This window comes from Clostridium pabulibutyricum (genome assembly GCF_058242705.1).
In genome coordinates, this window is record NZ_JBZAYZ010000003.1 from 57,648 (window position 1) to 82,445 (window position 24,798).

At 35.7% G+C, this 24,798-nt stretch carries 26 protein-coding genes; 2 read left to right on the forward strand and 24 right to left on the reverse strand.

The annotated features are described in order from the left end of the window. Positions 1 to 18: 18 nt before the first annotated feature. The 15 genes from AC4CVH_RS05420 to AC4CVH_RS05490 form a co-directional block, all read right to left on the reverse strand. A complete protein-coding gene (locus AC4CVH_RS05420) occupies positions 19 to 861 on the reverse strand; it encodes a transketolase (protein ID WP_490786728.1) in 843 nt (280 codons plus the stop codon). Positions 862 to 883: 22 nt separating this feature from the next. Beyond that, positions 884 to 1,678 (reverse strand): 5-deoxy-glucuronate isomerase, encoded by a 795-nt coding sequence (locus AC4CVH_RS05425; protein ID WP_490786729.1) that lies wholly within the window; start codon positions 1,676 to 1,678, stop codon positions 884 to 886. A 255-nt stretch (positions 1,679 to 1,933) separates the two neighbouring features. Next, positions 1,934 to 2,803, reverse strand: a complete 870-nt coding sequence (locus AC4CVH_RS05430; RefSeq protein ID WP_490786730.1) for an AraC family transcriptional regulator — start codon at positions 2,801 to 2,803, stop codon at positions 1,934 to 1,936. Between the two features lie 26 nt (positions 2,804 to 2,829). Beyond that, positions 2,830 to 4,272 carry a sigma-54 interaction domain-containing protein gene (locus AC4CVH_RS05435; protein WP_490786731.1) on the reverse strand — a complete coding sequence of 481 codons (1,443 nt, stop codon included), beginning with the start codon at positions 4,270 to 4,272 and terminating at the stop codon, positions 2,830 to 2,832. Positions 4,273 to 4,436: 164 nt separating this feature from the next. Beyond that, positions 4,437 to 4,850 (reverse strand): MaoC family dehydratase, encoded by a 414-nt coding sequence (locus AC4CVH_RS05440; RefSeq protein ID WP_490786732.1) that lies wholly within the window; start codon positions 4,848 to 4,850, stop codon positions 4,437 to 4,439. Positions 4,851 to 4,874: 24 nt separating this feature from the next. Further along, positions 4,875 to 6,161: an acyl-CoA reductase gene (locus AC4CVH_RS05445; protein WP_490786733.1), complete on the reverse strand. Its 1,287-nt coding sequence runs from the start codon at positions 6,159 to 6,161 to the stop codon at positions 4,875 to 4,877. Continuing rightward, positions 6,158 to 7,264: a LuxE/PaaK family acyltransferase gene (locus AC4CVH_RS05450; protein ID WP_490786734.1), complete on the reverse strand. Its 1,107-nt coding sequence runs from the start codon at positions 7,262 to 7,264 to the stop codon at positions 6,158 to 6,160. Before AC4CVH_RS05450 ends, AC4CVH_RS05445 begins: the two co-directional genes overlap by 4 nt. Positions 7,265 to 7,291: 27 nt before the next feature. Beyond that, positions 7,292 to 8,764, reverse strand: a complete 1,473-nt coding sequence (locus tag AC4CVH_RS05455) for an AMP-binding protein (RefSeq protein WP_490786735.1) — start codon at positions 8,762 to 8,764, stop codon at positions 7,292 to 7,294. Further along, on the reverse strand, positions 8,761 to 9,003 hold the full coding sequence (locus tag AC4CVH_RS05460) for an acyl carrier protein (RefSeq protein ID WP_490786736.1): 243 nt from the start codon (positions 9,001 to 9,003) through the stop codon (positions 8,761 to 8,763). The genes AC4CVH_RS05455 and AC4CVH_RS05460 overlap by 4 nt, the downstream gene beginning before the upstream one ends. Before the next feature lie 295 nt (positions 9,004 to 9,298). Continuing rightward, on the reverse strand, positions 9,299 to 10,558 hold the full coding sequence (locus tag AC4CVH_RS05465; RefSeq protein ID WP_490786737.1) for a zinc-binding dehydrogenase: 1,260 nt from the start codon (positions 10,556 to 10,558) through the stop codon (positions 9,299 to 9,301). A gap of 31 nt (positions 10,559 to 10,589) precedes the next feature. After that, positions 10,590 to 11,027 carry a PTS mannitol transporter subunit IIA gene (locus AC4CVH_RS05470; protein ID WP_490786738.1) on the reverse strand — a complete coding sequence of 146 codons (438 nt, stop codon included), beginning with the start codon at positions 11,025 to 11,027 and terminating at the stop codon, positions 10,590 to 10,592. Continuing rightward, the gene (locus AC4CVH_RS05475) at positions 11,027 to 13,123 is read right to left on the reverse strand and encodes a BglG family transcription antiterminator (protein ID WP_490786739.1); all 2,097 of its coding nucleotides are present in this window, start codon (positions 13,121 to 13,123) and stop codon (positions 11,027 to 11,029) included. The genes AC4CVH_RS05470 and AC4CVH_RS05475 overlap by 1 nt, the downstream gene beginning before the upstream one ends. A 16-nt stretch (positions 13,124 to 13,139) precedes the next feature. After that, positions 13,140 to 14,579 carry a PTS mannitol transporter subunit IIBC gene (locus AC4CVH_RS05480; protein ID WP_490786740.1) on the reverse strand — a complete coding sequence of 480 codons (1,440 nt, stop codon included), beginning with the start codon at positions 14,577 to 14,579 and terminating at the stop codon, positions 13,140 to 13,142. A gap of 172 nt (positions 14,580 to 14,751) precedes the next feature. Continuing rightward, positions 14,752 to 15,600, reverse strand: coding sequence for a class II fructose-bisphosphate aldolase (locus tag AC4CVH_RS05485; RefSeq protein WP_490786741.1), 849 nt, complete (start codon positions 15,598 to 15,600; stop codon positions 14,752 to 14,754). 15 nt (positions 15,601 to 15,615) lie between these two features. Beyond that, the gene (locus tag AC4CVH_RS05490) at positions 15,616 to 16,734 is read right to left on the reverse strand and encodes a zinc-dependent alcohol dehydrogenase (protein ID WP_490786742.1); all 1,119 of its coding nucleotides are present in this window, start codon (positions 16,732 to 16,734) and stop codon (positions 15,616 to 15,618) included. A 206-nt stretch (positions 16,735 to 16,940) separates the two neighbouring features. Here AC4CVH_RS05490 and map point away from each other — a divergent pair, with 206 nt between their 5' ends. Together map and AC4CVH_RS05500 are read left to right on the forward strand one after the other, a co-directional pair. After that, a complete protein-coding gene (gene map, locus AC4CVH_RS05495) occupies positions 16,941 to 17,696 on the forward strand; it encodes a type I methionyl aminopeptidase (protein WP_490786743.1) in 756 nt (251 codons plus the stop codon). Positions 17,697 to 17,825: 129 nt separating this feature from the next. After that, positions 17,826 to 18,230 (forward strand): hypothetical protein, encoded by a 405-nt coding sequence (locus AC4CVH_RS05500; protein WP_490786744.1) that lies wholly within the window; start codon positions 17,826 to 17,828, stop codon positions 18,228 to 18,230. A gap of 40 nt (positions 18,231 to 18,270) precedes the next feature. On the opposite strand, the gene AC4CVH_RS05505 is transcribed toward AC4CVH_RS05500, so the two are convergent. From AC4CVH_RS05505 to AC4CVH_RS05545, 9 genes are all read right to left on the reverse strand, one after another. Continuing rightward, positions 18,271 to 19,020, reverse strand: coding sequence for a prepilin peptidase (locus AC4CVH_RS05505; protein ID WP_490786745.1), 750 nt, complete (start codon positions 19,018 to 19,020; stop codon positions 18,271 to 18,273). A gap of 103 nt (positions 19,021 to 19,123) precedes the next feature. Beyond that, a complete protein-coding gene (cobU, locus tag AC4CVH_RS05510; RefSeq protein WP_490786746.1) occupies positions 19,124 to 19,690 on the reverse strand; it encodes a bifunctional adenosylcobinamide kinase/adenosylcobinamide-phosphate guanylyltransferase in 567 nt (188 codons plus the stop codon). 20 nt (positions 19,691 to 19,710) lie between these two features. Further along, the gene (cobJ, locus tag AC4CVH_RS05515; protein ID WP_490786747.1) at positions 19,711 to 20,427 is read right to left on the reverse strand and encodes a precorrin-3B C(17)-methyltransferase; all 717 of its coding nucleotides are present in this window, start codon (positions 20,425 to 20,427) and stop codon (positions 19,711 to 19,713) included. A 23-nt stretch (positions 20,428 to 20,450) separates the two neighbouring features. Further along, a complete protein-coding gene (gene cobM / locus AC4CVH_RS05520; RefSeq protein WP_490786748.1) occupies positions 20,451 to 21,200 on the reverse strand; it encodes a precorrin-4 C(11)-methyltransferase in 750 nt (249 codons plus the stop codon). Positions 21,201 to 21,215: 15 nt separating this feature from the next. Beyond that, on the reverse strand, positions 21,216 to 21,881 hold the full coding sequence (locus tag AC4CVH_RS05525) for a cobalt-factor II C(20)-methyltransferase (RefSeq protein WP_490786749.1): 666 nt from the start codon (positions 21,879 to 21,881) through the stop codon (positions 21,216 to 21,218). Positions 21,882 to 21,883: 2 nt separating this feature from the next. Then, entirely contained in the window at positions 21,884 to 22,450 is a 567-nt protein-coding gene (gene cbiT, locus AC4CVH_RS05530; protein ID WP_490786750.1) for a precorrin-6Y C5,15-methyltransferase (decarboxylating) subunit CbiT, read from the reverse strand. After that, complete coding sequence (gene cbiE / locus AC4CVH_RS05535; RefSeq protein WP_490786751.1) at positions 22,447 to 23,061, reverse strand: precorrin-6y C5,15-methyltransferase (decarboxylating) subunit CbiE; 615 nt, start codon at positions 23,059 to 23,061, stop codon at positions 22,447 to 22,449. The genes cbiT and cbiE overlap by 4 nt, the downstream gene beginning before the upstream one ends. Next, complete coding sequence (gene cbiD / locus AC4CVH_RS05540) at positions 23,061 to 24,158, reverse strand: cobalt-precorrin-5B (C(1))-methyltransferase CbiD (RefSeq protein WP_490786752.1); 1,098 nt, start codon at positions 24,156 to 24,158, stop codon at positions 23,061 to 23,063. Before cbiD ends, cbiE begins: the two co-directional genes overlap by 1 nt. Position 24,159: 1 nt before the next feature. Beyond that, the gene (locus AC4CVH_RS05545) at positions 24,160 to 24,795 is read right to left on the reverse strand and encodes a precorrin-8X methylmutase (RefSeq protein WP_490786753.1); all 636 of its coding nucleotides are present in this window, start codon (positions 24,793 to 24,795) and stop codon (positions 24,160 to 24,162) included. Positions 24,796 to 24,798: the final 3 nt, after the last annotated feature.

The window sequence follows — 24,798 nt, forward strand, 5'->3', positions numbered from 1 at the left end:
CAAGAGATATATTCACAATTACACCACCTTTTCAAGTTCATGTTTCAAATATTCCAGAGTTTCACAAAGCTGTTTCTTGTTCACCTTTATGTGGTGATTCAATTTGATTTTTTCAGCAAAAGGAACACCTTTTGCTTTTATAGTATCAAGCACTATTACAGAAGGTTTTTCTTTAATTTTTTTTGCCTTCTGTATGGCATAATACACCTTTTCAACATCATTTCCATCAACTTCTTCTGCCCCCCATCCAAAATCCCTGAACTTTTGGACAACATCTCCTACATCATTTATATCTTTCACATATCCATCAAGCTGCTTTTTGTTGTAATCCACAAATGCTACAAGATTATCAAGTTTCTTCTGTGCAGCATACATTGCTGCCTCCCATACTTGTCCTTCCTGTATCTCTCCATCTCCCAGCATCAGATATGTGTAATTGTCTCTTCCATCAATTTTGTTCCCAAGTGCCACCCCTACTGCAAGTGATGCACCCTGTCCAAGTGAACCGGTAGACATGTCAATTCCCCTTGTAAGATCCTTGTTGCAGTGGCTTGGAAGCCTTGTCCCTCCCTGATTCAATGTCATAAGTTCTTCTTCAGGGAAAAAACCCTTTATTGCAAGAGCAGAATACAGTGAAGGTCCGGAATGTCCCTTCGAACATATAAACCAATCCCTATCTTCCCATCCAGGATTTTTAGAATCATATTTCATTACCTTGCCGTAAAGCACTGCAATAGTATCCGCCATTGACATTGACCCACCAAGATGTCCTGCACCAAAGTTTGCAATTGCCTTTATAGTATCAATTCTTATTTCTATGGCAAATCTTTTAAGTTCCCTGACTTCACTCTCACTTAACATTTTAAGCCTCCCTTATTAAAATCTATATTCTAGGAAAATACTTTGCATCTTTCGCTGTCGTCCACTGATGTTCAGGTTCAACTGTAGTAATTATGTCTTTGTCATCCCTGAGCCTTATAATCCATATATAATATTCTGCATATCCAGGTGCAGTAGCCTGGGAATGAGTTTTTTCGCATGGCATCCCTGTAAGATCATTGGTTTTAACTTTGTAAACATCATCACCTATCTCTGCAAATCCATATCCATTCTCCGGCAAAAACTTGTAAAAATATATTTCAGGTTCCACATGGGTGTGCGGTGGAAAAGAAGACCATTTGCCTGGGTAACTTACAACTTCCCCCACAAAAAAATTTGTTTCCGGACAGCTTGACCTATCAAAAAACGTCCTTACAAGACGGGATGAGCAGTCATTTAATGTTCCCTTTCCCCTCTCTTCATTTGCACAAATACAATCATTACCCTTCATAAGTGATGCATCGAAATTTTTCGAATTATCAGTCGATGCAATGGAAATTTCAGCTTTATCTGAAATACATTCAATAATAACCTTAGTATTTTGTGGAACATGTAGCAGAACAGGTTCCTCATGAAAACAACTTTTGCGTTGAACAGTACTTTTTATACCATTCCATGAAAACGTAACTTCTCCGCTGGTAATTACATATATGGTCTCTTTCTTATAATTGAAAGAAAGCCTATCTCCAGAATTCATAAGAAGCACTCCAAACTCCATTCCCATCATTTCAGGATGATCTTCTTTCGTAACAATCTTATTGTATCCTTTTGAAAACGGATGCTTTTGAGAAATTTTCATACGACATACACCTCTTTCACTTACTTCATAATTATGTTTATCACCTTATGTAAACATTATAGATTTCCCATTCATAAAATTCTATAGATTTCTTGCTTTCATATTTTTCCATACTAAAGCCTTTATCAACACCTTTGAAATATTTTTTGTGATAACGTTTCCTCGGAAATATCAAATTCTTGCCATAACAATAAAATATCACATTAAAAAATGAAAGTATGGTTTCAAAATTTATAAACTATACTTTCATTTGAATCAACTATTTTTCAATATATATTTTTTTCTGTAATTCCCGGGTGACATTCCTACATGTTTTGTAAACATAATATTAAAATTGCTTGGATTATCATAACCAACCATTGAAGCTATTCTCGTAACCGAATAGTCTGTTGTAATAAGAAGTGTCTGTGCCTCTCCTATACGCCTTCTAAGCAAATACTGTATGGGAGAGTACCCAATCATATTTTTGAAAACATGTGACATGTAATACTGACTTACATTTAAATCATCAGCTATTTTCTGCAAATTTATATCATCTGCATAGTGCTTGTCTATATATCTTTGGATACGTTTTCCCAGAACATTGGGTTTTTCAGACTGTACATCACAAAACCCCCGTCTTTTATCTACAAGATGCATAACTTGAATTAAAAGTGACAGTGTCAAATAGTGGCAGCTTTCTTCGGCACCCGAATACCCTTTTGATAGAGTTGAAAATATTAAATCAAAAATATTATAAATTGTAGAAAATCTCTCCCCACTTTCAAGAATGGGATTTTCCTCGTCTTTTATAAGTGCATTTTTTCTGAGACCTCTTATTTTTATTCCCGATACTGCACAACAGTAACTCCCTATTTTTGTGTTTGGTCCTGAAATTTCATCGTGAAGTACACCGCTATTATATATTAGAACATCGCCTTTTTTAATATTGTACATTTTTCCATTTATGCAGTATCCGCCCCTGCCCTTTGAAATAAAAATAATTTCTACAAAACTTTCATGAGAATGCATAACTCTTGGATATACACTGTTGTCTTCCTCTACTTTGCTGACATACAAAAGCCTTGGAAGGCAATTATCATCAAAGCTAGATTTAAAAGCTTTTTTTACAAAGCACTGCATCATAACAATTCCCCCAATTTTCGAAAAAATTATTTTTCCAGCATTGCTCTGTTTTTATATCGTTTCCTCTTTCTCACAAGAGTAGAAGCATCTATCCCCAATTCCCGGGCTGCATCTCTCACATTTCCATATCTCTCGAAAGCATTTTCTATGAGCGATTTTTCCAGATCACAGACCGCTTCTCTAAGTGTTATGTGCTTTTTAGCAATTCCAGAATCATACTTTTTATTATCCCATATCTCTTTTATAGGAATGTCACTTCTCAGTATTTTGTCACCTGTACTCATAATCATAACCCTCTCTATTATATTTTTGAGTTCCCTCACATTTCCAGGCCATGCGTAATTTCTAAGAGATTCAACCGCCGCTCTAGTAATTACTTTCCTAAAATTGTATTTCTTATTGAATATTGACATAAAATGGCCTATAAGTGGTTCTATATCGCCTCGCCTCTCTCTCAGAGGAATAATTTTGATTGGAACCACGTTGAGCCTATAGTAAAGGTCTTCACGGAACATATTTTTTCTCACCATTTCTTCAAGATTCCTATTTGTTGCTGCAATCACTCTTACATCTATTTTTATAGTGTTTGTTCCGCCGACTTTTTTTATCTCACCTTCCTGCAGGACCCTGAGAAGCTTTACCTGCATATCAAGTGGAAGTTCACCCACCTCATCCAAAAAAATAGTTCCTCCATCTGCAAGTTCGAAAAGTCCTATCTTTCCATCCTTGCTTGCACCTGTAAAAGCCCCCTTCTCATATCCAAAAAGTTCCGACTCTATAAGATTACAGGGAACACATCCACAGTCTATCTTTATAAAACTCTTGCTGCATCTGCTGCTGTTTTTATGTATATATTTTGCTACCTTTTCTTTTCCAACGCCAGTTTCACCCAAAAGAAGCACAGTTGTATCCACCTTTGCAACTTTCTTTGCCATATCGAGTATATTAAGCATCTTTTCATCCTTTGCTATAATATCTGAAAACTTGAGAAGTTGTTTTCTAATTGCTTCAAGTTCATAATGATATTTTTCAGTAAGTTTTCTGTTTTTGTTGAGTTGCTCCTTGAGCTCATAGAGTTCAGTTATATTTCTGACATTTGTAACAACCATGGTTATTATTCCATCCTTGTTAAAAATAGGGCTGCTGGAAACAAGAACAGTTTTACCCGTTTTGAACTTTTGTTCAATCGTAACGTTTTCACCACTTTTAAGAACCATAAGTGTACCTGAGCGCGAGATATAATTGTTATCTTCAAGATACCTCATATTCTTCCCGAGCATTTCCTTTTTCTTCATTCCTGTAATCTTTTCATAGGAACTGTTTAAGAGTATTGTATTGGCATCTCCATCTGTTATATATATCCCGTCATAGGAACTTTCAATAATTTCATACAACTGTTTTATCCTCCACTGCAATGTTTGGACATCACCTTTAAGCAGAGCATCAAGGCCAAATTCATGATTCATCATAATACAAATCCCCTCCTAGGATTACATAATATAGAAAATCTATGCCATTTAAATTATAACACATATACCTTGATCATATGTGTTACAAAATTTTGCAATAAAATAAAAATCCACTAGTAAAACTAGTGGCAGAATACAGACAACTATTGCTATATACTTAATACTCACTTTACAGGCGGCATGACACAGGCTTCTCCTGTAAGAACCCTGTGCCCTTTTTCATTGGTACACAAAGTCCTGAGTCTAACTATATTTTCCTTTGTATTTATTTCAGTTACCGACACCTCAACTTTCACAATATCCCCAAAATACACCGGCGAATCAAACCTTGAATTCTGACTTAAATAAACAGTCCCCTGGCCTGGAAGATACATACCTATGCATGCCGATATAAAACCTGAAAGAAGTGCACCATGCGCAATCCTTTTTTTAAATACTTGCTTGCATGCATATTTGTCTACATGAATCGGGTTAAAATCTCCCGTAACTTGAGAAAACATATAAACATCTTCCTCACAGACAGCTCTTTCAAAAAAAGCTTTATCTCCAACCTTTAATTCGTCTATACTAAAAGCCATGAAAACAAACCCTCCAATCATTGATCAAAAATTCAAACTACACCATCTTACAAGCTGCCCTATCAAAAAATATCCATCCCAAGGAGAATCATAGATATTCATTGAACCTACATCCACAATCCTGTCAACTCCACGTGAAGTAACCCTCTCTGCAAACTCAAACAGCTTTTTCCTGTCACGAACAGCACAACCTATAGTCTGTATCCTTGGTGTAATCAACCGGTCAAGTTCAAGTATACTTTCAATTTCTTTCAAGAAAATGCATCTTCCAGGCATCGGCTCCTCAAGTCTCTCAACTTTATCCATCAAAATAGTATATTCAAGTCCTCTGCTTGAACATATACACTTTTTCTCATCAAGCAAATAGAGTCCTCGCATGTTTATCACCTGGGCACATTCAGCTTCACTTATAAAATCCATTGGCCTCTTTGACTTCTCAAATGCAGCTTTCAGCATTGCCCCAATATGTTTAAAAGATATGCTGCTTTTTTCAACAAAAATCACCTGGGGCGAAGAACATGCCTTCTTGTTGAAAAGTGATATGTCGAGTGCCAGTTTTTCAAAATACACATTTGCATGTCTGCTTTCAACTGCCATACTGTCAAATACTGCAAATGAATATTTGGGTCCGAACACAATATCATGGCAGGTTGTTTTCTTTTCAAGCACGCCTATACTGTCCACAGCCTTTTCTCCCCCCCATATTACCCTTGCATCTGCCAAACGCGACATCGACTCACTCAAAATCCTGTCACTGCTTTTAAAATACACAAGTACTATGTTTTCGAGAAGAATCCTTGAAGAATACGATCTACCTTCAAATGACACCTCTATATCTTCAAGTAGTGTGAGAAACTTTATGACAACCGGCATAATACTTTCAGGAATTCTTGCTATATTTGAATTTTTTGCTACAAGCGACTGAAAAATAGAATAAAATGCAAGAGTCACTACATTCCCAGCTATAAAGTGGCAGCACACGCCCCTGTTTCTTGCTCTTTTGAACTTCCCAGCACCACATTCAACAAAGCCGTCCATATATCTCTTGTCTCCTACACTCATCTCAACAAGCTTTTCCATATTCGACTTTCTAAAATAAAATGAAAGATATGCTGCACCTTCAATGGCAAGCAGCTTTCTATTTTTGGAAAGTCTTCTACTGTATTCGTCCAACATGTCAAGTATTACATTCTCAGGCATTGACTCAAGAGATCTGCGCGATTTTTCAACCGATTTGTATATTTCATCGAAATTGTCAAATACAACGGGAGTATCGTAAATATTTCCCTTTATGGAATAGCAATTTATCACACACCATCATCCCTTTCCGCAAAAGTATCACCGCATCCCCGCACTTCGGCCTTTTCAACTCGTGATTTGAACTTGAAATACTTTCCAAGTCTCCCGCATTTACATGTATCTATACCTGACAATTCACCCACATCTTCTGTAAGTATAGCTTCTGACGGATAACTGGAACCGAGTACGCTCATTACCTCTATCATTCCCTTTTTTCCTGGCCCAACTTCCTCAAGAGTGTTGAAATCTCTTATTATTACCTCCGCAAAATCAGGAACATGCTTAAAGCCATATTCACAATCAACAAATACAACTCCAAGTTGTTCAACCATACCGTAAAAATCTTTAATATTTTCGTCTCGTGTGCCAAATACAGAAGCTGTCCTTCTATTAAATTCATCCTTTTTCACACTTTTGGATACAAGTTTTTTCCACCCGCCACTGTGCAAAAGCTTCATTTGCGGAAAATTCATATGAAGCCCTATCTTTTCCGCCTGTCTTACAAACCTGCTCCATATTATATAGGTAAAACCATAAACAAGTATTTCCCTGTTTTCATTTTCCCTTTGAAACCTCTCAAGTTCCGGAATATTCAATACAAGCTCTCCATTTTTACTGCACAATGCATAAGTCACAGTTTTGGCAAAACTGCTTATTCCTCTTATAGCAGCACCCCTTGCTGTAAGTTTATCCGTATGTGAATTAGAAGATTCAGCGTCAATTACAAGAAGTGGTCTCCTGCTCTTTCCAAGAAAATCTCTCAAAGTAGACAAAAGTGCCTGTGACTGCCTTCTTTGAGTTGTTCTATCGAGATAAACTCTACTTGGAACAGCTGAAGTTGTAGCACTGGAATTAAGTATACGCACAACATCCTCCCTGCTGCATGTAAGAAGATCAAATTTTTTAAACATCTTTACAGGAATAAACGGAACCTTATCCAAAGATGAAATGTCTTCCATCTGAACTCCCAGCTTTTCGTACATACTTTTGATATTTGGATTCTGAATACTTTCTGCAATTCTCCCTTTGATTATATCAAGCATAAAAACATTTTTTTGCATCTGAGGAATTTTAAACTGATCTTGAAGAATAATCCTGTCTATCAATCTATCCATAAACCTATCACCTGCCTCACATTATTTTTACATATGCCTCAACTCCTTGAAAAGTACCTTTCCGGAAGAATTTTTAGGAAGTGCCTGCAATATTTTTATAAATTTAGGAACTTTATAACCAGGAAGTCTTTCCATGCAGTATTTTTTTATATAATTTCCATCAATCATACAACTGCCCGGCTTTAATACCACAAATGCTTTTACTGCTTCGCCAAGTATATCATCTTCAACTCCCACTACAGCACATTCAACAATTTGAGATATTGTACATATCACATTTTCTATCTCCTTCGGGCTTATTCTGTTTCCTGCACATTTTATTATGTTTTTCTCCCTGGACACTATAAATATATATCCTTCCTCATCCATAAATCCGATGTCGCCTGTATAGAGAATTCCACTCCTGAGTACTTTTCTTGTCTCTTCTGTATCATTGAAATATCCCTTCATTATATTCCCGCCCCTTGCAACTATTTCACCAACTTCAAAAGGGCTTAACCGATTTCCTTCTTTATCTGCAACGAAAAGCTCCGTTCCAGGAATTCCCTTTCCTACAGAACCCATCTTTTCTTTGAGTTTTTCAGGTGGAAGATACGAAAGCCTTGCAGTCGCTTCTGTCTGACCATACATTACATATATAAGAATTCCGCGAAGTGAGGATAACATTTCCTCTATAAATACCTCTGGAAGTCTTCCTCCCGCCTGAGTTACATATCTAAGAGACGGCATCTTCGTTTCTTTGAAACTACTCATTCTAAGAAGTATCTGATAAGTACTCGGCACACCTGAAAACCCAGTACATTTATATTTGTTTATACAATCTATAACAGTCTCTGGAAACATAAAATTATTGTTTAAAACAACACTTCCACCGCATCTAAAATGAGTATTCAAAAGAGAGGTCCCATAACAATAGTAAAACGGAAGAACTACTTCAATCCTATCCTTTTCCGTGAGTTCAAGATACCTTATTATAGAAGACGTATTATGCATTAAGTTATAATGTGTAAGCATAACCCCTTTTGGCCTTGATGTTGAACCTGAAGTAAACATTATAAGTGCCGTAGCTTCTTTTTCATCTATAAGTTCTCCTGCTCCCACATCTTCTTTTGATCTTGAAATGTCACTTTCATCATATATCTTCGTACATTCAGGAAGTATGCGGACTACACTGTTTTTGTACTTGCTGCTGCAAAACACCCTCCTTATATCCAATATATCAACTATATATCGGATATCGTTTTCATTTGTGGAAGGATTTACTGGAACGCATATACCTCCCATCTTTATAATTCCAAAATATGCTTCTATAAAAAAGCTGGAGTTGTCGGAAATCAAAAGTACACTTTCGCCTGTTTGGAAACTTCCTTCTTTTAAAAGCTGTGCTATAAAATTTATTGACTCGTAAATTTCAGAATAACTTATTTCAGTATCTTCACATATCAGAGCTGTTGTTGTGAGGTTTTTTGACTTTTCAAATACATAGTCCGTGAACGTCATAGCTCTATCTCATATTTTCCAAGTATTTTTTTTATATCACCAATTGTATACATCCTCGATATATCAATTACGTCAAAATTCACCTCAAAATTTTCCTCCAGTGAAGATACAAGTTCTACATGTGCCAGGGAATCCCATTTTTTTATTTGATCAGGCCCCATTTCATCAGTGATTTTGTCAATATCCTTTATATCAAAAGTATCGCAAATTATTTTATTTAACTTATTAAGATTGCTCATAAAAATACCCCCAAACATATATTTAAAATCACAATATAACAACAGCAATTATCATACCACCTGCATATATCTTCTATCAAAAGCATTTTACGATGTCAAAAATGCATTAATGCAACAAGATGCAGAACAAAGCACACGAAACTCCTTGTTGCATTAATGCACTTTGTTTCTTTTATGCATATGCAATTTTACGGAAGGTGACTTAAATTATAAAAAATTACACTGTATCTAAAAATCCCTTACATAACTGAAAAACAGGCAAAACTTTTTAAAGTTTTTGCCCGCTTATTTGAATTTATTTCATTGTATCAAGAAGGTATTTTTCAGCTTCGGAACTCCAGAGTCCTCGGTGCCTTTTAGTTATTTCAGCAAGCTCTGCAAACAGTGGATTTGTCTTTCCTTTTTCCTCAAAATCTTCTATTGCAGTAAGATCCATATCTATATTTGTATATATAAGTTTCTTGCCGCCAGGAATCTTTGGAAGATTCAATGTTGTTTCAGGTACACAATTCAATCCGCCTATGTGTGTAACCATAACTGCTGGGTCCATCAAGCCGCTCTCTGTCATTTCAAGGCATTCTTTCAGGTCATCGGTATTTCCTCCAGTTGTGCCTATTACATGAGTCGAAGCATAATGTACATTGTAGTAGTTAAGTTCTCCAGAAAACTTTTTATCTGTAGGCCCTGCAAAGAAATTCAGGCATCCATCCCTTCCAAGTATTTGATCTGCCTGTTCAACTACCTGTTTTACAGGTGCATATGCATATACATCGTCAAATCCTGTTCCATCTGTGAGATTCATCAAATATTCAGTCGGGTTCTCTATCTTTGCCGTATTTGCAAATATTACTTTTACTCCTTTTTCTTTCTCTATTTTTTCAGTGTTATATATTTGTTTTGCTCTTTTTATTCTGCTCTCGTCTATGTCTGTCACAACGAGCAATGATGGCTTTCTGTCACAATTTATTATATATTCTATGGCTCCAAGTCCCATAGGCCCTGCCGCAGCAACCAGTGCAAGCTTTCCACCTTTTTTTATTCCCATGTCATGAACATATGATCCCATTTTAGTATGGAAACAAGCATGATAACCACCTATTATGCAGGACATTGGCTCTGCAAGTGATGCTTCATAATATGACTCACCATTGTAATTTAACAGGCAACCAAGCTCCATTACTTCATGAGGTATTATCATATAAGTTGCATCCCCGCCGAAATATTTATATGAATATCCTGGTGATGCCATGCTTCCTTTATAATTCAAGGCAGGCTGCTGTGCAAACTTGCTTCCTTCTTTAAACTGTCCCTTCCATTTCTTGCCGACCTTTATTATATTTCCTGCAAATTCATGTCCAACTATTACAGGGTTTTTATCTACATCTTTTGGAACTCTTTTGTGACTGGCTCCCTGTATAGCTGCCTTGTAGGTTGACATGCATATGCTGTCCGATACAACCTGGACAAGTATCTCATCATCTTTTATTTCAGGAAGTTCAAATTCTTCCAGTCTCAAATCATTTTTGCCATAAAGCCTTACTGCTTTTGTTTTCATAAAATATTACTCCTTTCAACTATTTGTTTTATTAATTTTCTTCCATGATTAAATTTATTATCTCTTCTTTGTCGTTTGTTTGAACTAATTTTTTTACGTTTTCCTCATATTGGCATGTCAATGCTATATTGGACAGTATGGTCATATGATCATCGTTTTTACCTGCAATTCCTATTACGAGATATGCTGTATTTCCATCATCAAAATCTACTCCGTGAGGATATTGTGCAATTACAATTCCAGAATGCTTTATGCATTTTACATATTCATTCATCCCATGCGGAATTGCAACTCCATTTCCTATATATGTGCTTACATCTTCATTTCTTTTTATCATTCCCTCAATGTATTTTTCATCTACATACCCATTTTTCACAAGCAATTGTCCAACTCTTTTAATTGCCTGATCTTTAGTTTCACTTTCAAGATTCAATATTATATTATTTTCGCAAAGAATTTCTGGTTTCATTAAATATCCTCCCTATAAAGTATTTTTCTCATTTCATTACAGATATTCTCAATTTTTTTATTTCTTAAAATCACAGGTAATTTTTTATTTTCTATTAAATTTATACTTAGTTTGCCCATTTGCTCCAGTACATAGGAATTTTCTTTTCTTTTAGCCAGAAGTACCATAAAGGTATCCACGTTTTCATAATCAAATCCAAGACTTCTGAGCTTCATACTCTGCTGCAGTCTGTATACTCCGATAAACGGCTTTGTAACACAATTTGATCTGGTATGCAAAAGTGCTATATGTGAATTAGGTACAACCACATTTCCAAGTTTCTCTCGTGCAATTATAAGCTTTTCTATTTCTTCTCTGTCACTTACAGCACAATTATCATAGGCATTTTGGGCAATTATATTTATCAATTGTTCAAATGAATCCGCATCTACATTTTCCAAACGTATACTGTCTATTAAGTCATCTATGATGTCACACTTCTCACTGTGTAAATCCGGATCTCCAGATGAATTCTTTTTATCATTGTTTTCCGGTTTATTCATTGGACATATCGGTGTCTTGTTAAATTCGCTCTTGTCTTTGATTAATTTGGAAATATAATTATTTATATTGTCAATGTCACTTTTTTTTAGAAAAGGTGATACCATTATCACATTCTCCTGATTTCTTTTTCCTTTAAGATCAATATTTGTAGTTGAAAACACTATATCGTATTTTTTATCTTCCTTTGACCAGTCCTTGAATGATTCTATCTTTATATTGTCTATATTGTGTATCACCGATTTAATTTTGCTAGATAATATTTTTGCAGTTCCAAGTCCGTTAGGGCATATTACAAGTGCCGAAAACTTATTGTTTGAATTGTTTGTCCTCTCTATTGAAGCCCCAACATGCATGGTTATGAAACCAATTTCATCAAGTGGCATATTTATATTATACTTCGAAAACACCAGCTTGCACGCATAACTTACAATTTCAAAAAGTTTTTTGTAATATTCTCTGATCTCATTTAAAATTGTATTTTTCACAGGCATATCCATGTTAACTCTATAAAGTGCAGAATTTATATGTTGGGACAATCCTGCAATAAGTTGCTTGTCACAGTTTATTTTTATACCAAGTCTCTTTTCTACCTCATACAAAAGCTCTCTTGATATATCTTCAAATGAAACTCCAAATTCTTCAAACTTTCTGTTCTTGTTATAGATATATTTATATCCAAAAAGATGTATGACCACATAAGTAAGTTCGCTGTCTGTGAGCATTATGCCTTCAGACTCCAAATATTCTTTTATATTTGATGCAAAATCAAATCTTTTTGATGATATTACATCTTCAATCAAGTAAGATGGAAACTCAATGGAAGATCCGAGTTCTGTTTTTTTCAATGATACAAGCAAGTGAATAAGTGAACTTAAATACGTTGTATCATCCATCTTGAATACGTTTTTTTCAAACATACTCATGATTTTTTTGGATATTGAAACAAATCTATGACCAAACAACAACTTGAAAAATGCATCCGTAACTGTATCATTATTATTTCCATAAACATATGAACACAATTCATCTATAGGTTTCAGTCTGTAAATTAACTCTACAATTGAGTTTCGCTTTATCCATTCCGAACCGTTGATTTTCATACCATGTCCTCTTTTTCTATCAAGAGTCAGATATCTAACCCTGAGCCATGACTCAATTTTATCCATATACAGACTTATAGTTCCTTCCGAAACATTCAATTGATAACTAAAAAATGCAAGTTTATATGATTCATCTGCTAAAAGAAGCTGTGAAGTAATTAAAATCAACCTTTGTTCCTGATTCAATAGCCACTGTGGAGGTATGCCATCTAATGATTTTCTTAAATAATCTATATCCTTTTTCTTTGCCATTATGCTGAGATTTAAATTATTTTCGTATATCTTTATACCTTTAGGTTTAAGTATTTTGTTGATAAAATTTATCTCTCTTGTTATAGTACGACTGCTCACATCGAATTGCTTTGATATTTGGCTGATGTTTAAAGAATTCTTTTCCAATATTACGTTTAAAATAAACTTCTGTCTGGAACTAAGTTGATCAAGATTCTGCATGGCACCACCCACCTAATTATTTTTTTATGGATTTTATATAATCATCATAAACCTTGTTATCAAGGAAATTCTTTACTCTTACAATTTTGGCATTTGGTACTATCATAAGTGCTCTCTTTTCTAAGCTTTCCTGTGTAAATACAATTTCTGCATCCGTAGGTATTTCGTTTACAGCAGCATGCTTAACTTCTATTTTAAGTCCTGCATCTTTCAGTTTTTTCTTTAATATTGACTCTCCCATAGCGGATGACCCCATTCCAGCATCGCAGGCAAATACAATAAGCTTTGGGACTTCATTAACTTCAGAATTATCTTGTGGACCTTCACTAATCTTATTATTCTCACTTTTCTGTCCTTTACTCTCAGCTTTCATTGCTCCCACAACGTTTTTAGCACTGTCAAAAGAATCATCATCTTCTGTATTACTCGCTTTTATTATTGGAGATCCTATCAAGAAAGATACAACAGTACCAACCAATATTCCAAGCAATACAGGAATAAGACCACCTTTAGGGCTCATCGCGATTTCTGCAAATATACTTCCCGGTGAAGCTGATGCAACAAGTCCTGCTCCTGTTATTACAAATACAAAATCGGCAGCCATTCCTCCACCTATTACAGCTAATATTAGCAATGGGTTCATCAATACAAATGGGAAATATATTTCGTGAATTCCTCCCAAGAAATGAATTATTATAGCACCTGGTGCTGATTGTTTAGCACTTCCTTTACCGAATACACAATATGCAAGTAAAATTCCAAGACCAGGACCAGGGTTTGTTACAAGTAAGAAAAATATTGATTTTCCAGCTTCTTTTACCTGTGCTATACCTATTGGGTCAAACACTCCATGATCTATTGCATTATTGAGGAACAATATTTTTCCAGGCTCTACCAGTATAGATATAAGCGGAAGAAGCTTGGCTTCAGTTATCCATTTAGCTCCTTCTCCAAGTGCAATTGAAAACCCTCCTACTACAGGTCCTATTACAGAAAATGAAATTAGCGATAGAATTCCTCCAATAATTCCTGCTGAAAAGTTATCTACAAGCATTTCAAATCCAGTTGGTACTTTCTCTTTTATAACACTGTCAAACTTTTTTATCAAGTAGCCTCCAACAGGCCCCATTATCATGGCTCCCATGAACTGAGTAACAGATGAACCTACAATAACTCCCATAGTAGCTATAGAACCAACTACGCCACCTCTTGTTCCATATACTATTTTACCTCCTGTATAACCTATAAGTATCGGAAGAAGATAAGTAATCATAGGTGATACAAGTTTGTTAAATGTTGCATTAGGCACCCATCCTGTAGGAATAAAAAGTGCAGTTATAAGACCCCATGCTATAAATGCTCCTATATTCGGCATTACCATACCTGCAAGAAAACCACCAAACTTTTGAACCTTAGCTTTTCCATTTCCACTTTTTTTCTTTTTAGAAATTTCCATATAAAATACCTCCTTACTTTTTATTAATTACAATATATAATGAAGTAAACGTTTTTTTAGATAATAATAATCAATTATATGGTATAAAAATAATGGGTATAAATTTAATACCATCATAAACCTATATCCTATACCCATTATTATATAATACCAATACCAATAAAATTTAGAATTACAATACCCCTTTATTAGATGAACCAAATAAATCCATATAGTGTGTCAGACAATTTTCTATAGACTCTTGTTCGATAAGAGATATATCTCCATAAACTTTATTGGATATTTCCTTCTTTACACCTTCTGATGCAGCATTCATTAAATCTGTACAAATGTTTACTTTTGATATTCCAAGTTCAATGCATTTAGCAAGAGAGGCATCTCCTGTACCGGATCCACCATGCAGTACCAAAGGTACATCAATAATATCTTTAATCTCGCTTATTCTATCAAAATCAAGTCTAGGTGTTCCTTTATACTCTCCATGAGCAGTACCAACTGCAATAGCCAAACTATCTACTCCTGTAAGCTCTACAAATTTTTTGGCTTCTTCAGGAACAGTAAAAAGTGCTGATAACTCAGTATCAATTTTCTCATAATCTTCTCCCATACCAACATGTCCAAGTTCAGCTTCCACTGAAACATTGCACGCATGAGCTATCTTTACCACTTCCTGTGTCCTTTTTACGTTCTCTTCAAATGAAAGGCTTGAACAGTCCATCATAACAGATGTAAATCCTGATCTAATTGCTCTTATAATAGCCTCATATGATTCACCATGATCCAAATGAAGTGCAAAGTCTGTTTGAATCTTATCTTTATAAAAGTTTATCAGAGCGCAAGCCTCTTCAGGCGTTATATACTTAAAGTGAACTTCTGCAACACCTATTATTGCAGGAGACTTTGTCTTGTTGCAAGCATTTATAATTCCTCTCAAGCTGTTTAAATCCCAAATATTCGGTTGAGCTACGCCATAATGATTTTTTCTTGCATCTAAAAGCATTTGTTTAGTATTAGTTAACATTTAATCTACCTCCATTTACATATTTTTATTTTGATATACTATTTTACATCCCTTCATGCTGATATTCATCTTCATTGCGTCATTCATCTCATCAATACCGTAACGGTGAGTTATCAATTTTTCTACAGGGAGACCTCGAAGCTGAGCCTCTTTCAAAAATTCACATGCCTGCAGCCAATCACCTGCTTTATATGTCCATGATCCAGTAACTTTAATTTCTTTTTGACAAATATCGAGATGCGGATTATATGTACTGTCACCATTATTTACAAAGAAACCTAACTCACACATGGAACCACCGCGCCTTACATACTTCCAAATTGTAGAAGCTGCTTTGCAGGAACCTGTACACTGGAATGCCATTTCAGCACCAAGTCCGCCCGTAAGTTCCATTACATCTTTAATAGCATCGTCGGTTTTCATGATATTTATAGTTTTAAAAGCACCGAGTTCTTTTGCAAAATCAAGTCTCTGCTGGTCTCCATCTACAGCAATTATATTTCTTACACCCATAGTGCGTACAACTGTGAGCAATAATAATCCTATAGGTCCGCAACCCTGTATCAAAACATAAGAATCGTGTTTAAAATCAAAAATTTCTTTTGCTTTTTCCACTGCATGTACAACGACAGCCGAAGGCTCGATTAGAAATCGGAGATCCAAATCCATATCACTTACCTTAAATACAACTCCACCGGCATTTACTTTCATATATTCTCCAAGCCATCCATTAAAATAGCTTTCTTCTCCTGGCATTAATCCAAAAATTTCTCCATTATCACATAAGTTAATTTTTTCTGGATATTTGGTGCAAACTTCGCATTCTCCACATGGCCTGAGACCTGTTACAATTCTATCTCCAACTGCCAGTGGTTTTCCCGAATAATCTTTAGTTACATTTTTTCCTATCTTTGTAATAATACCAGTTCCCTCATGTCCAAGCTGAACAGGAATATATCCAAAAGGATCTCCTTTAAATTCATGAACGTCAGTACCGCAAATTCCGCATCCTTCTACATGAACAAGAATTTCATCATCATTAATCTGTGGAATTGGCAGTTCTTTCACTTCCATATTTTGAATTCCCGTTAATACTGAAATTTTAGCCGTTTCCGGAATTTTATAATCACTCATGCTAAAATACCTCCTTATCTTTGTTACTTATAATATATAATCAGGTAAACGTTTATACAAGCATTACTACTTGAATTTTGGCATCCATTTTTCGTGACAAATTTAAAATTAACTGTAAATTCTAATCTAAGACTCATTTAATTCAAACTAAATTAATGTTAAAATATAATGTATTATAAAATAAATTCAAGATAGAGGCGAGTAATTTGATAGATATAAAAACAAAAAAAGAAATAGGCTATATGTCGGCAGCAGGTAAAATACTTGCATCCTGTCACAAAGAAATAAGTAAACTGATAAAACCTGGAATAACTACTATGGAGATAAATGAATTCGTCGAAGAATATCTGAAAAAAAACAATGCCACACCTGAACAAAAAGGCTATATGGGCTTTCCATATGCAATATGCGCCTCTGTAAATGATGAGATATGCCACGGTTTCCCAAATAAAAAGCCATTGAAGGAAGGCGATATAGTAACCATAGACATGGTTGTAAACCTGAACGGATGGCTGGCAGATTCAGCATGGTCCTATGCAGTAGGTAAAATATCAAAAGAAGCCGAAGATCTCATGAGAGTTACAAAAGAATGCCTGTATAAAGGTATTGAAAAAGCTGTCATTGGAAATCATATAGGCGACATAGGACATGAAATACAAACTTATGCCGAATCACTTGGATATTCCGTTGTAAGAGATTATACAGGACATGGAATAGGCAAACTTATGCATGATGACATATCCGTACCCCATTACGGAAAACCAGGAAGAGGACTTAAGCTTAGAAATGGTATGGTAATAACAATAGAGCCAATGATAGATATCGGCACATACAAAACTGTTACGGACAAAAACGGCTGGACCGCCCGCACAGTCGACGGAAGCTTATCCGCTCAATATGAGCATACCCTTGCAATAACAGAGGATGGCCCTATAATAATCACAGACCAGGACAAAATATGATTTTAAAGTTTTATTAAAAACCATCTTACCTTATGCCATAAAATTGATTTTTAAGGAATTTTTAAGAAAAATTTGGTAGACTTCAATGTTATAGACATATTATTTATAAATTAGAAAGGTGGATTTTTAATGAATACAATATCGAGCACAGAAAGTAGCCTTGAATGGTATCAAAAAATTCAAGACCTGCAAAAACAGATAAAAGAAGAAAAAGAAAAGCAGGAACAGCAACTTGATACTTCATCTTCACTCAATGAAACGAATTCACAATCAAACTCAAATTTCAGTTTCAGCACCAGTTCAAGCACTACTACAGCAAACCCATTGGATACTCTCTCATCCGAGGGCATTATGACAGAAATCCAGGAAACTGCTGTACAAAATGCCTTCAAAGCAGCTTTTCAAGCAAACAAGACAAATGCAGGAACATACAATAAAATTACAAACCCGCTTGACACACTCGTATCCGATGGAACTATAACAGAAGACCAAAAAACTGCAATACAAAATCTATTTCAGTCAAATAATCAATAAAAAAAAGAGCCCACAGGGTTCTTTTTTATCTATATAAAAATTATAAACAAAGCCTCAAAATATTATATCCGAAAAGAGATGTGAAAATTGCCGCCCCTGAAATAAACGGTCCAAAAGGCATATAATCCCTGGCTGATTTTTTCTTCAATAAAATAAGCAGAATTCCAGTTGCAGCACCTGAGATAAAAGACAAAACCAACATTACAAAAGTAAGCTTGAGTCCAAGAAAAAGTCCCGCTACAAAACACATTTCCATATCACCCCAACCCATTTTTCCGCCTGTCAAAAGTATTATAAATGCAATAATTCCACCTCCCAAAAGTCCTCCAGATAAAAATGTTATAAAAGGAACACCCATGTATATGTACAATCCCAGAAATATCAATGAAAAAACAGTACCTGCCAAAATAGTATTAAAATACACACTTCCTGTATCAAAATCTATCATTCCAAGAACAATCATTATTGACACGAACACTGCATGTTTAAAAAACACAATGCCAAACCCGAACTCAATATATAAAAATACGTACAAGAGTCCTACTGCAGCTTCTACCAGCGGATACCTTGCAGATATTTCATCATGGCAGTTTCTGCATCTTCCTCCAAGAAACACATAACTTACAAGTGGAACAAGGTCATTCCATCTCACAACTGCACCACATGTAGTACAATGTGACGGCGGATACACAACAGATTCACCTTTCGGTATTCTATAAATACACACATTTAAAAAACTACCTGTAAGAATTCCAAATATAAAAGCAGCAATTCCAAAATAAATATTCATATCTCTTCTCCATGTTTAAAATATAATTGCACAATTAGTTCTGTCACATCTAATTATTACCATACAAGCTGCAAATAATCATTCAAACATGTTAATTTACATTTTATTTTATCTTCACTTCTATACCGGAAACACAGAGATAAACTTCATCGGCCTTCTTTGCAATTATTTGATTAACAATACCTGCTATATCCCTAAACAATCTTCCAAGAGGATATTCCGGGACAAGTGACATTCCAACTTCATTTGTTACCATGACAAAAGGAATACTGACTTTTTCTACAACTTTCATAAGTTTTTCAATCTCTTCTTTTACATATTCAAGAATACTTAGAAACTCAAATTCTTTTATTTCCTTCTCTCCCGTATACTTTTCAAGTATGAGATTAGATACCATGTTGGTTATACAATCGAGAAGCACGCCGGACCTGTCCCCAAGAAGTTCAGGCAATTTCACATCAAAGTTTTTATACGCCTCGAGAGTTTTCCAGCTCCCCGGTCTTCTCTCCCTATGATTTCTTACTCTGGCTTTCATTTCCTCATCAAATGGAACTGCAGTTGCTATGTATAAAATATCCCCTGTTCCTCCATCAATTTCATTTATGAGGCTTTCCGCATAAGAACTTTTTCCGCTTCTTGCTCCTCCTGTTACAAAAACTAATTTTCCCACCTTCACTGCCTCCACACAAATTATAAAGTATATCCTCTCGGAGTTATAATAATATCTCCTCTTAAGAAAGTATTGCTGTTTCCCACAATTACCATGCACAGCATATCGACTTTGCCCTCGTCAAATGTACCCAGAGTGCACAAAAACTTTTCCTGACCTTCTCTAAGTGCATTTTTAACTATTCCCACAGGCGTAGAATCATCTCTGTATTCTCTTATTATATCGATACATTCCCTTAAATAATCCGGCCTTCCCTTGCTCCTTGGATTGTACAATGATATTACAAAATCACCCTCTGCTGCAAGTCTGATTCGTTTCTTGATTAAATTGTAGGGTGTCATGAGATCACTCAAGCTTATGCAGCAACTGTCATGCATTATTGGAGCTCCAAGCACTGAAGCTGCTGCCGTAGATGAAGTTACTCCCGGAACTATTTCAACATTTTCATCACTTTTCATCTCCATAACAAGTCCCGCCATACCATAAATTCCAGCATCTCCTGTGCTTACTATGGAAACAATTCTATCATGTGACAATTCCAGAGCCTTTTTGCATCTCTCCCTTTCACCTTTCATTCCTGTAGAAAATACTTCCTTGTCCCCTACAATACTCTCAAGCAATTTTATATATCTTGTATATCCGACTATGACTTCACTTTCCAAAACAGCATTTCTTGCCCTTAAGGTCATATGCTCGATTCCACCTGGACCAATTCCTATAACATATAATTTTCCCAATTCTTTTCACCCTCCAATACATTTTAATTTTTCTTTCTAAACATATGTGTAAAATTTTTATCGTAAAGCCTGCTTTTCGAATATTTACAATCTATAAAATCTCCAACCAATATTTGAGCACACTTTGTTATATTTGCATCTTTTACCTTGCTGCATATATCATCAAGGGTTCCTGTTATGATTTTCTCATCTTTCCAGGAGGCTCTTTCAACTACTGCAATCGGTACATTTCTGCCATATCCTTTTTTAAGCTTTAAAACCACTTTTTCTATCATATTTACGGACAAAAATATAGCCATTGAAGCGCCTATTGATGCCAGTTTTTGTATATCTTCTTTTTCAGGTACGGAAGTTCTGCCTTCAATTCTCGTCAAAATCACAGTCTGACTCACTCCAGGAAGTGTAAACTCTTTCTTTATAGAAGCTGCCGCCGCAGTAAAAGAACTTACTCCTGGAACTACTTCATACTTTATATTTCTCTTGTCCATTTCATCCATCTGTTCTTTAATTGCACCGTAGATGGACGGGTCACCTGTATGAAGTCTGACTACAAGTTTATTTTCACTCTCTGCTCGTTGAATTTTATCCATTACCTCATCCAGTGTCATTGAAGCTGAATTATATATTTTAGCAGTATCTTTGCAAAAACTCATATGTTCTTTACTTACAAGTGATCCTGCATATATTACAACATCCGCCTTTTCTATGATTTTCCTTCCCTTTACCGTAATCAAATCCACATCTCCCGGGCCTGCCCCGATAAAATAGACCATTTGAAATTCTCCTCTCTATTTTCTGTGTGCAATTATAACAGACATATATTCTTTATCTTTAATTATTTCATCTCTGTCACGTGTAATCTTCTGACCTTCTCTTCCTGCCCTTTTTATGCATATATATTCAAAGTTTTTTGCTTCAAGGCAATCCAATATTTTTTCTTCTTTTTTATACACCTTCATTATTACCACGTTTTTTTCATCCTTTATTGAATCCAACCTGTCCCCCGGAATTATTAAAAGTGCTTCATCACCTATGACAAGCGGCTCTTTTGCAATGCTTGCACATGCACAAAATGACGTTATACCCGGAATAGTTTCGGTTTCATATCCCATTTTTTCAATATGTTCCAGCAAATATATATACGTGCTATATATGAGCGGATCACCTATAGTAAGAAAAGCAACATTTTTTCCTTCTTTAATTTTTTGTTCAATAATTTTGAAAGATTCATATATCCTTTCGTCCTGCTCCATCCCACCCATGGGAAAATGCCTTACTATTATCTCCGATTTGTCGCTTATAAAGTCCCTTGCTACATTCAAAGCTATACTTTTTCCATCTTTCATGGAGCTTGGCGCAACAACAACTTCACATCTCTGTATCGTCTTTACCGCCTTCAGCGTCATGAGTTCGCTGTCTCCCGGACCCACACCTATTCCATATACCTTGGCCATACTTAAAACCTCCTGTGTTTTTTTCCACTTAATATAAAAATAGGATTATTTGAAATCAACATACAGCTGCTGCCTCTCATCCTGCTTATCCCAACCTGAATACATTCCGTTTCCATATCAAAAGACTTCAGCATATTCATTGCCCTGTACAAATTATCTATAGTTATAAAATTCAATACCATTTTACCACCCTGTTTTAACATTTGATAATATTTCTCAATTATTTTGTCTATGTTTCCCCTGCTTCCTCCTATGAAAATGCCGTCAAACATTCCGTCAAGCTTCACTTGAGCTGCATCTCCTTTAACAATTGAAAGATTATCTGCCTCAAATTTTTGTTTGTTTTCTTCAAGCACCCGGAGGGCTTCTTCGTCTTTTTCAACAGCCACTACATCTCCAAAAGGACTGCATCTGCTCATTTGTATGCTTATAGATCCCGTACCGGCCCCTACATCAAGGAGATTATGGTCTTTTTCGATTTCAAGCTTTGCTATACTGAGTATCCTCACTTCTTCCTTGGTCATGGGACAATCTCCCCTTACAAATTCCTCGTCTTTTATATATTTCATTTCACATCACTTCCATTTTCAATAATAACCACACACAAATCTGCATAACTTCTCCTGCTCATTTCCTCAACTGTACCACTTGAAATTTTTTCATTTGGATAAGATAAATTTTCTCCTACATAAACTTTCGCCCTGATATTTTCCTTTAAAAGTTTTTTAGAAATAAAATCAGGTGAGTTTCTTCTATCCGTAAGCCATATGGATACCTTGTTCTCCCTCACTTTTTCAATTAATTGTTCCTCTCTTCCGTGAATACTGTATAATCCAGCATTCTGCCATGACTTTCCAAGCTTTGAGACCATATACTGAAATGAGCTTATTCCTGGAATTACTCGAATATCCCCGGTAAAATTTCTATTTATATAATCTGTTATTCCATAAAAGCATGGATCTCCGGAAGCCACTACGCATATATTTTTATCTTTATGCATATTTATAAATTCTATGATCTCAAAGAGAGACTTGACTTTTGTTTTCCTGTTTTTTATATAATCAAGACTTCTCAAAGCCCTGTCAAATCCAATGACACAATTGACACTCTCAATAACTTTTTCAGCCTCTGGCAATATGTAATTTCTAGCACCCGGACCTATTCCAACAATATAAACCACTACGCATCACCTCTTCCATGCTTTCTTCCATCATACAAGATTCCCTTTGACATACAATACATTACAACTTCAACTTCAATATCTCCATAGGTAAACTGCTCTATCCTGTTCACTATTTTTCTGCATACTCTCTCATACACACCACAAAATTCATCCTTTATAAGTTCCACTGCACCTTCTGTTGTCTTCTGCTCATAAACCAACTGGACAAATTCTCTGTCAGCTCCCATAAGTGCAAGCTCAAGTGCCAAAATCTCAAGTCTCACCCCGCATACCCGGCTGTGTGTATTAAAACAACCTGCAGAAACTTTGCACAATTTTCCAATATGCCCTATAACGAGAAGCTTTTTTATATTGTTTTCCATACATGACTCAAGGGCAGTCCCAACATAGTTTGACATTACAACAAATTTTTCCTCATCCAGTCCCATCTGCCTTGCCCTGTCCTCGCCCATGTTTCCAAACAAAAGTATCAGATCCCGACTTCCATTTGCCGCCTTTTGTTTTATTTCAAGACTTATTGATTCTTTCAAAGCATCCTCAGACATTGGTACAACTATTCCCGTAGTCCCTAAAATTGATATTCCTCCAACTACATTTAGTCTTGGATTGAACGTCTTCTTTGCAATTTTCTCTCCCTCCGGCACAAAAATTGTGACAATCACCCCGCATCCTTCAGGCAGAACCTTTCTTACTTCTTCTTCAATCATTGCTCTCGGAACAGGGTTTATTGCAAAATCGCCTTTTTTTACATACAGGCCCTCCCCTTTAACTATCCCTATTCCTATTCCCGCCTTAAGCTCATACCCTTCACTGCTTTTTTCAGCCTTCGCCCATATTTCAATACCATCCGTTATATCAGGATCATCCCCGCCGTCCTTAACTATACAGCATTCAACGCAGTTCAAACCAAGCTTTACTTTTTCCACCTTTAAATCAAGTTCAATATCCTTTGGTGTATTTATCTTTATCTCTTTTATTACTTTTCCAAAATAGAGCATTTTAACTGCAGCCTTGGCAGCCCCTGCGGCACAGGAACCTGTTGTATATCCGCATCTTAATTTCTTTCCATGGGAGTTTACATACATATCAAACATATTACATACCGCTTTTCCTTTCCACAAGCATATATAAAAGTGCATTTACAATGGAAACTGCAACGGTACTTCCACCTTTTCTGCCCCGCACCGTTATCATAGGAACAGGAACCTTCTCAAAATCCTCCTTGGATTTGGCTGCTCCAACAAACCCAACAGGAGCCGCTATCACAAAACCCGGACTGCATCCTTTCTCATAAATAAGCTCCTTCAACCTATAGAGAGCCGTAGGCGCATTGCCGAATACAAAAAATTTTATTCCGTCACAAACCGCTTTTTCAATTCCTGCCATTGAGCGTGTGATTCCCCTGCTCCTAGCCTCTTTTATCACATTTTCATCACGAACATAACATACCACCCTGCAGTTAAGTTTTTTAAGAGCATTTTTATTTATTCCGGCAAGTATCATGTTTGTATCGGTAAAAATCGTAATACCTCCCTTCAAAAGCTTAAGAGCCTCATCTATAGCCCCTTTTCTAATGTAAAGTATATCCTTGTATTCAAAATCTGCAGTGGTATGTATAACCCTTTTGACTATATTTAATTCTTTTTCGGAGAAATTATTGGGACCCATTTCTTTTCCTATAATTTCAAAGCTTTTTTGTTCTATAAGCGCGGGCTTTTTTATATAATCCATAAA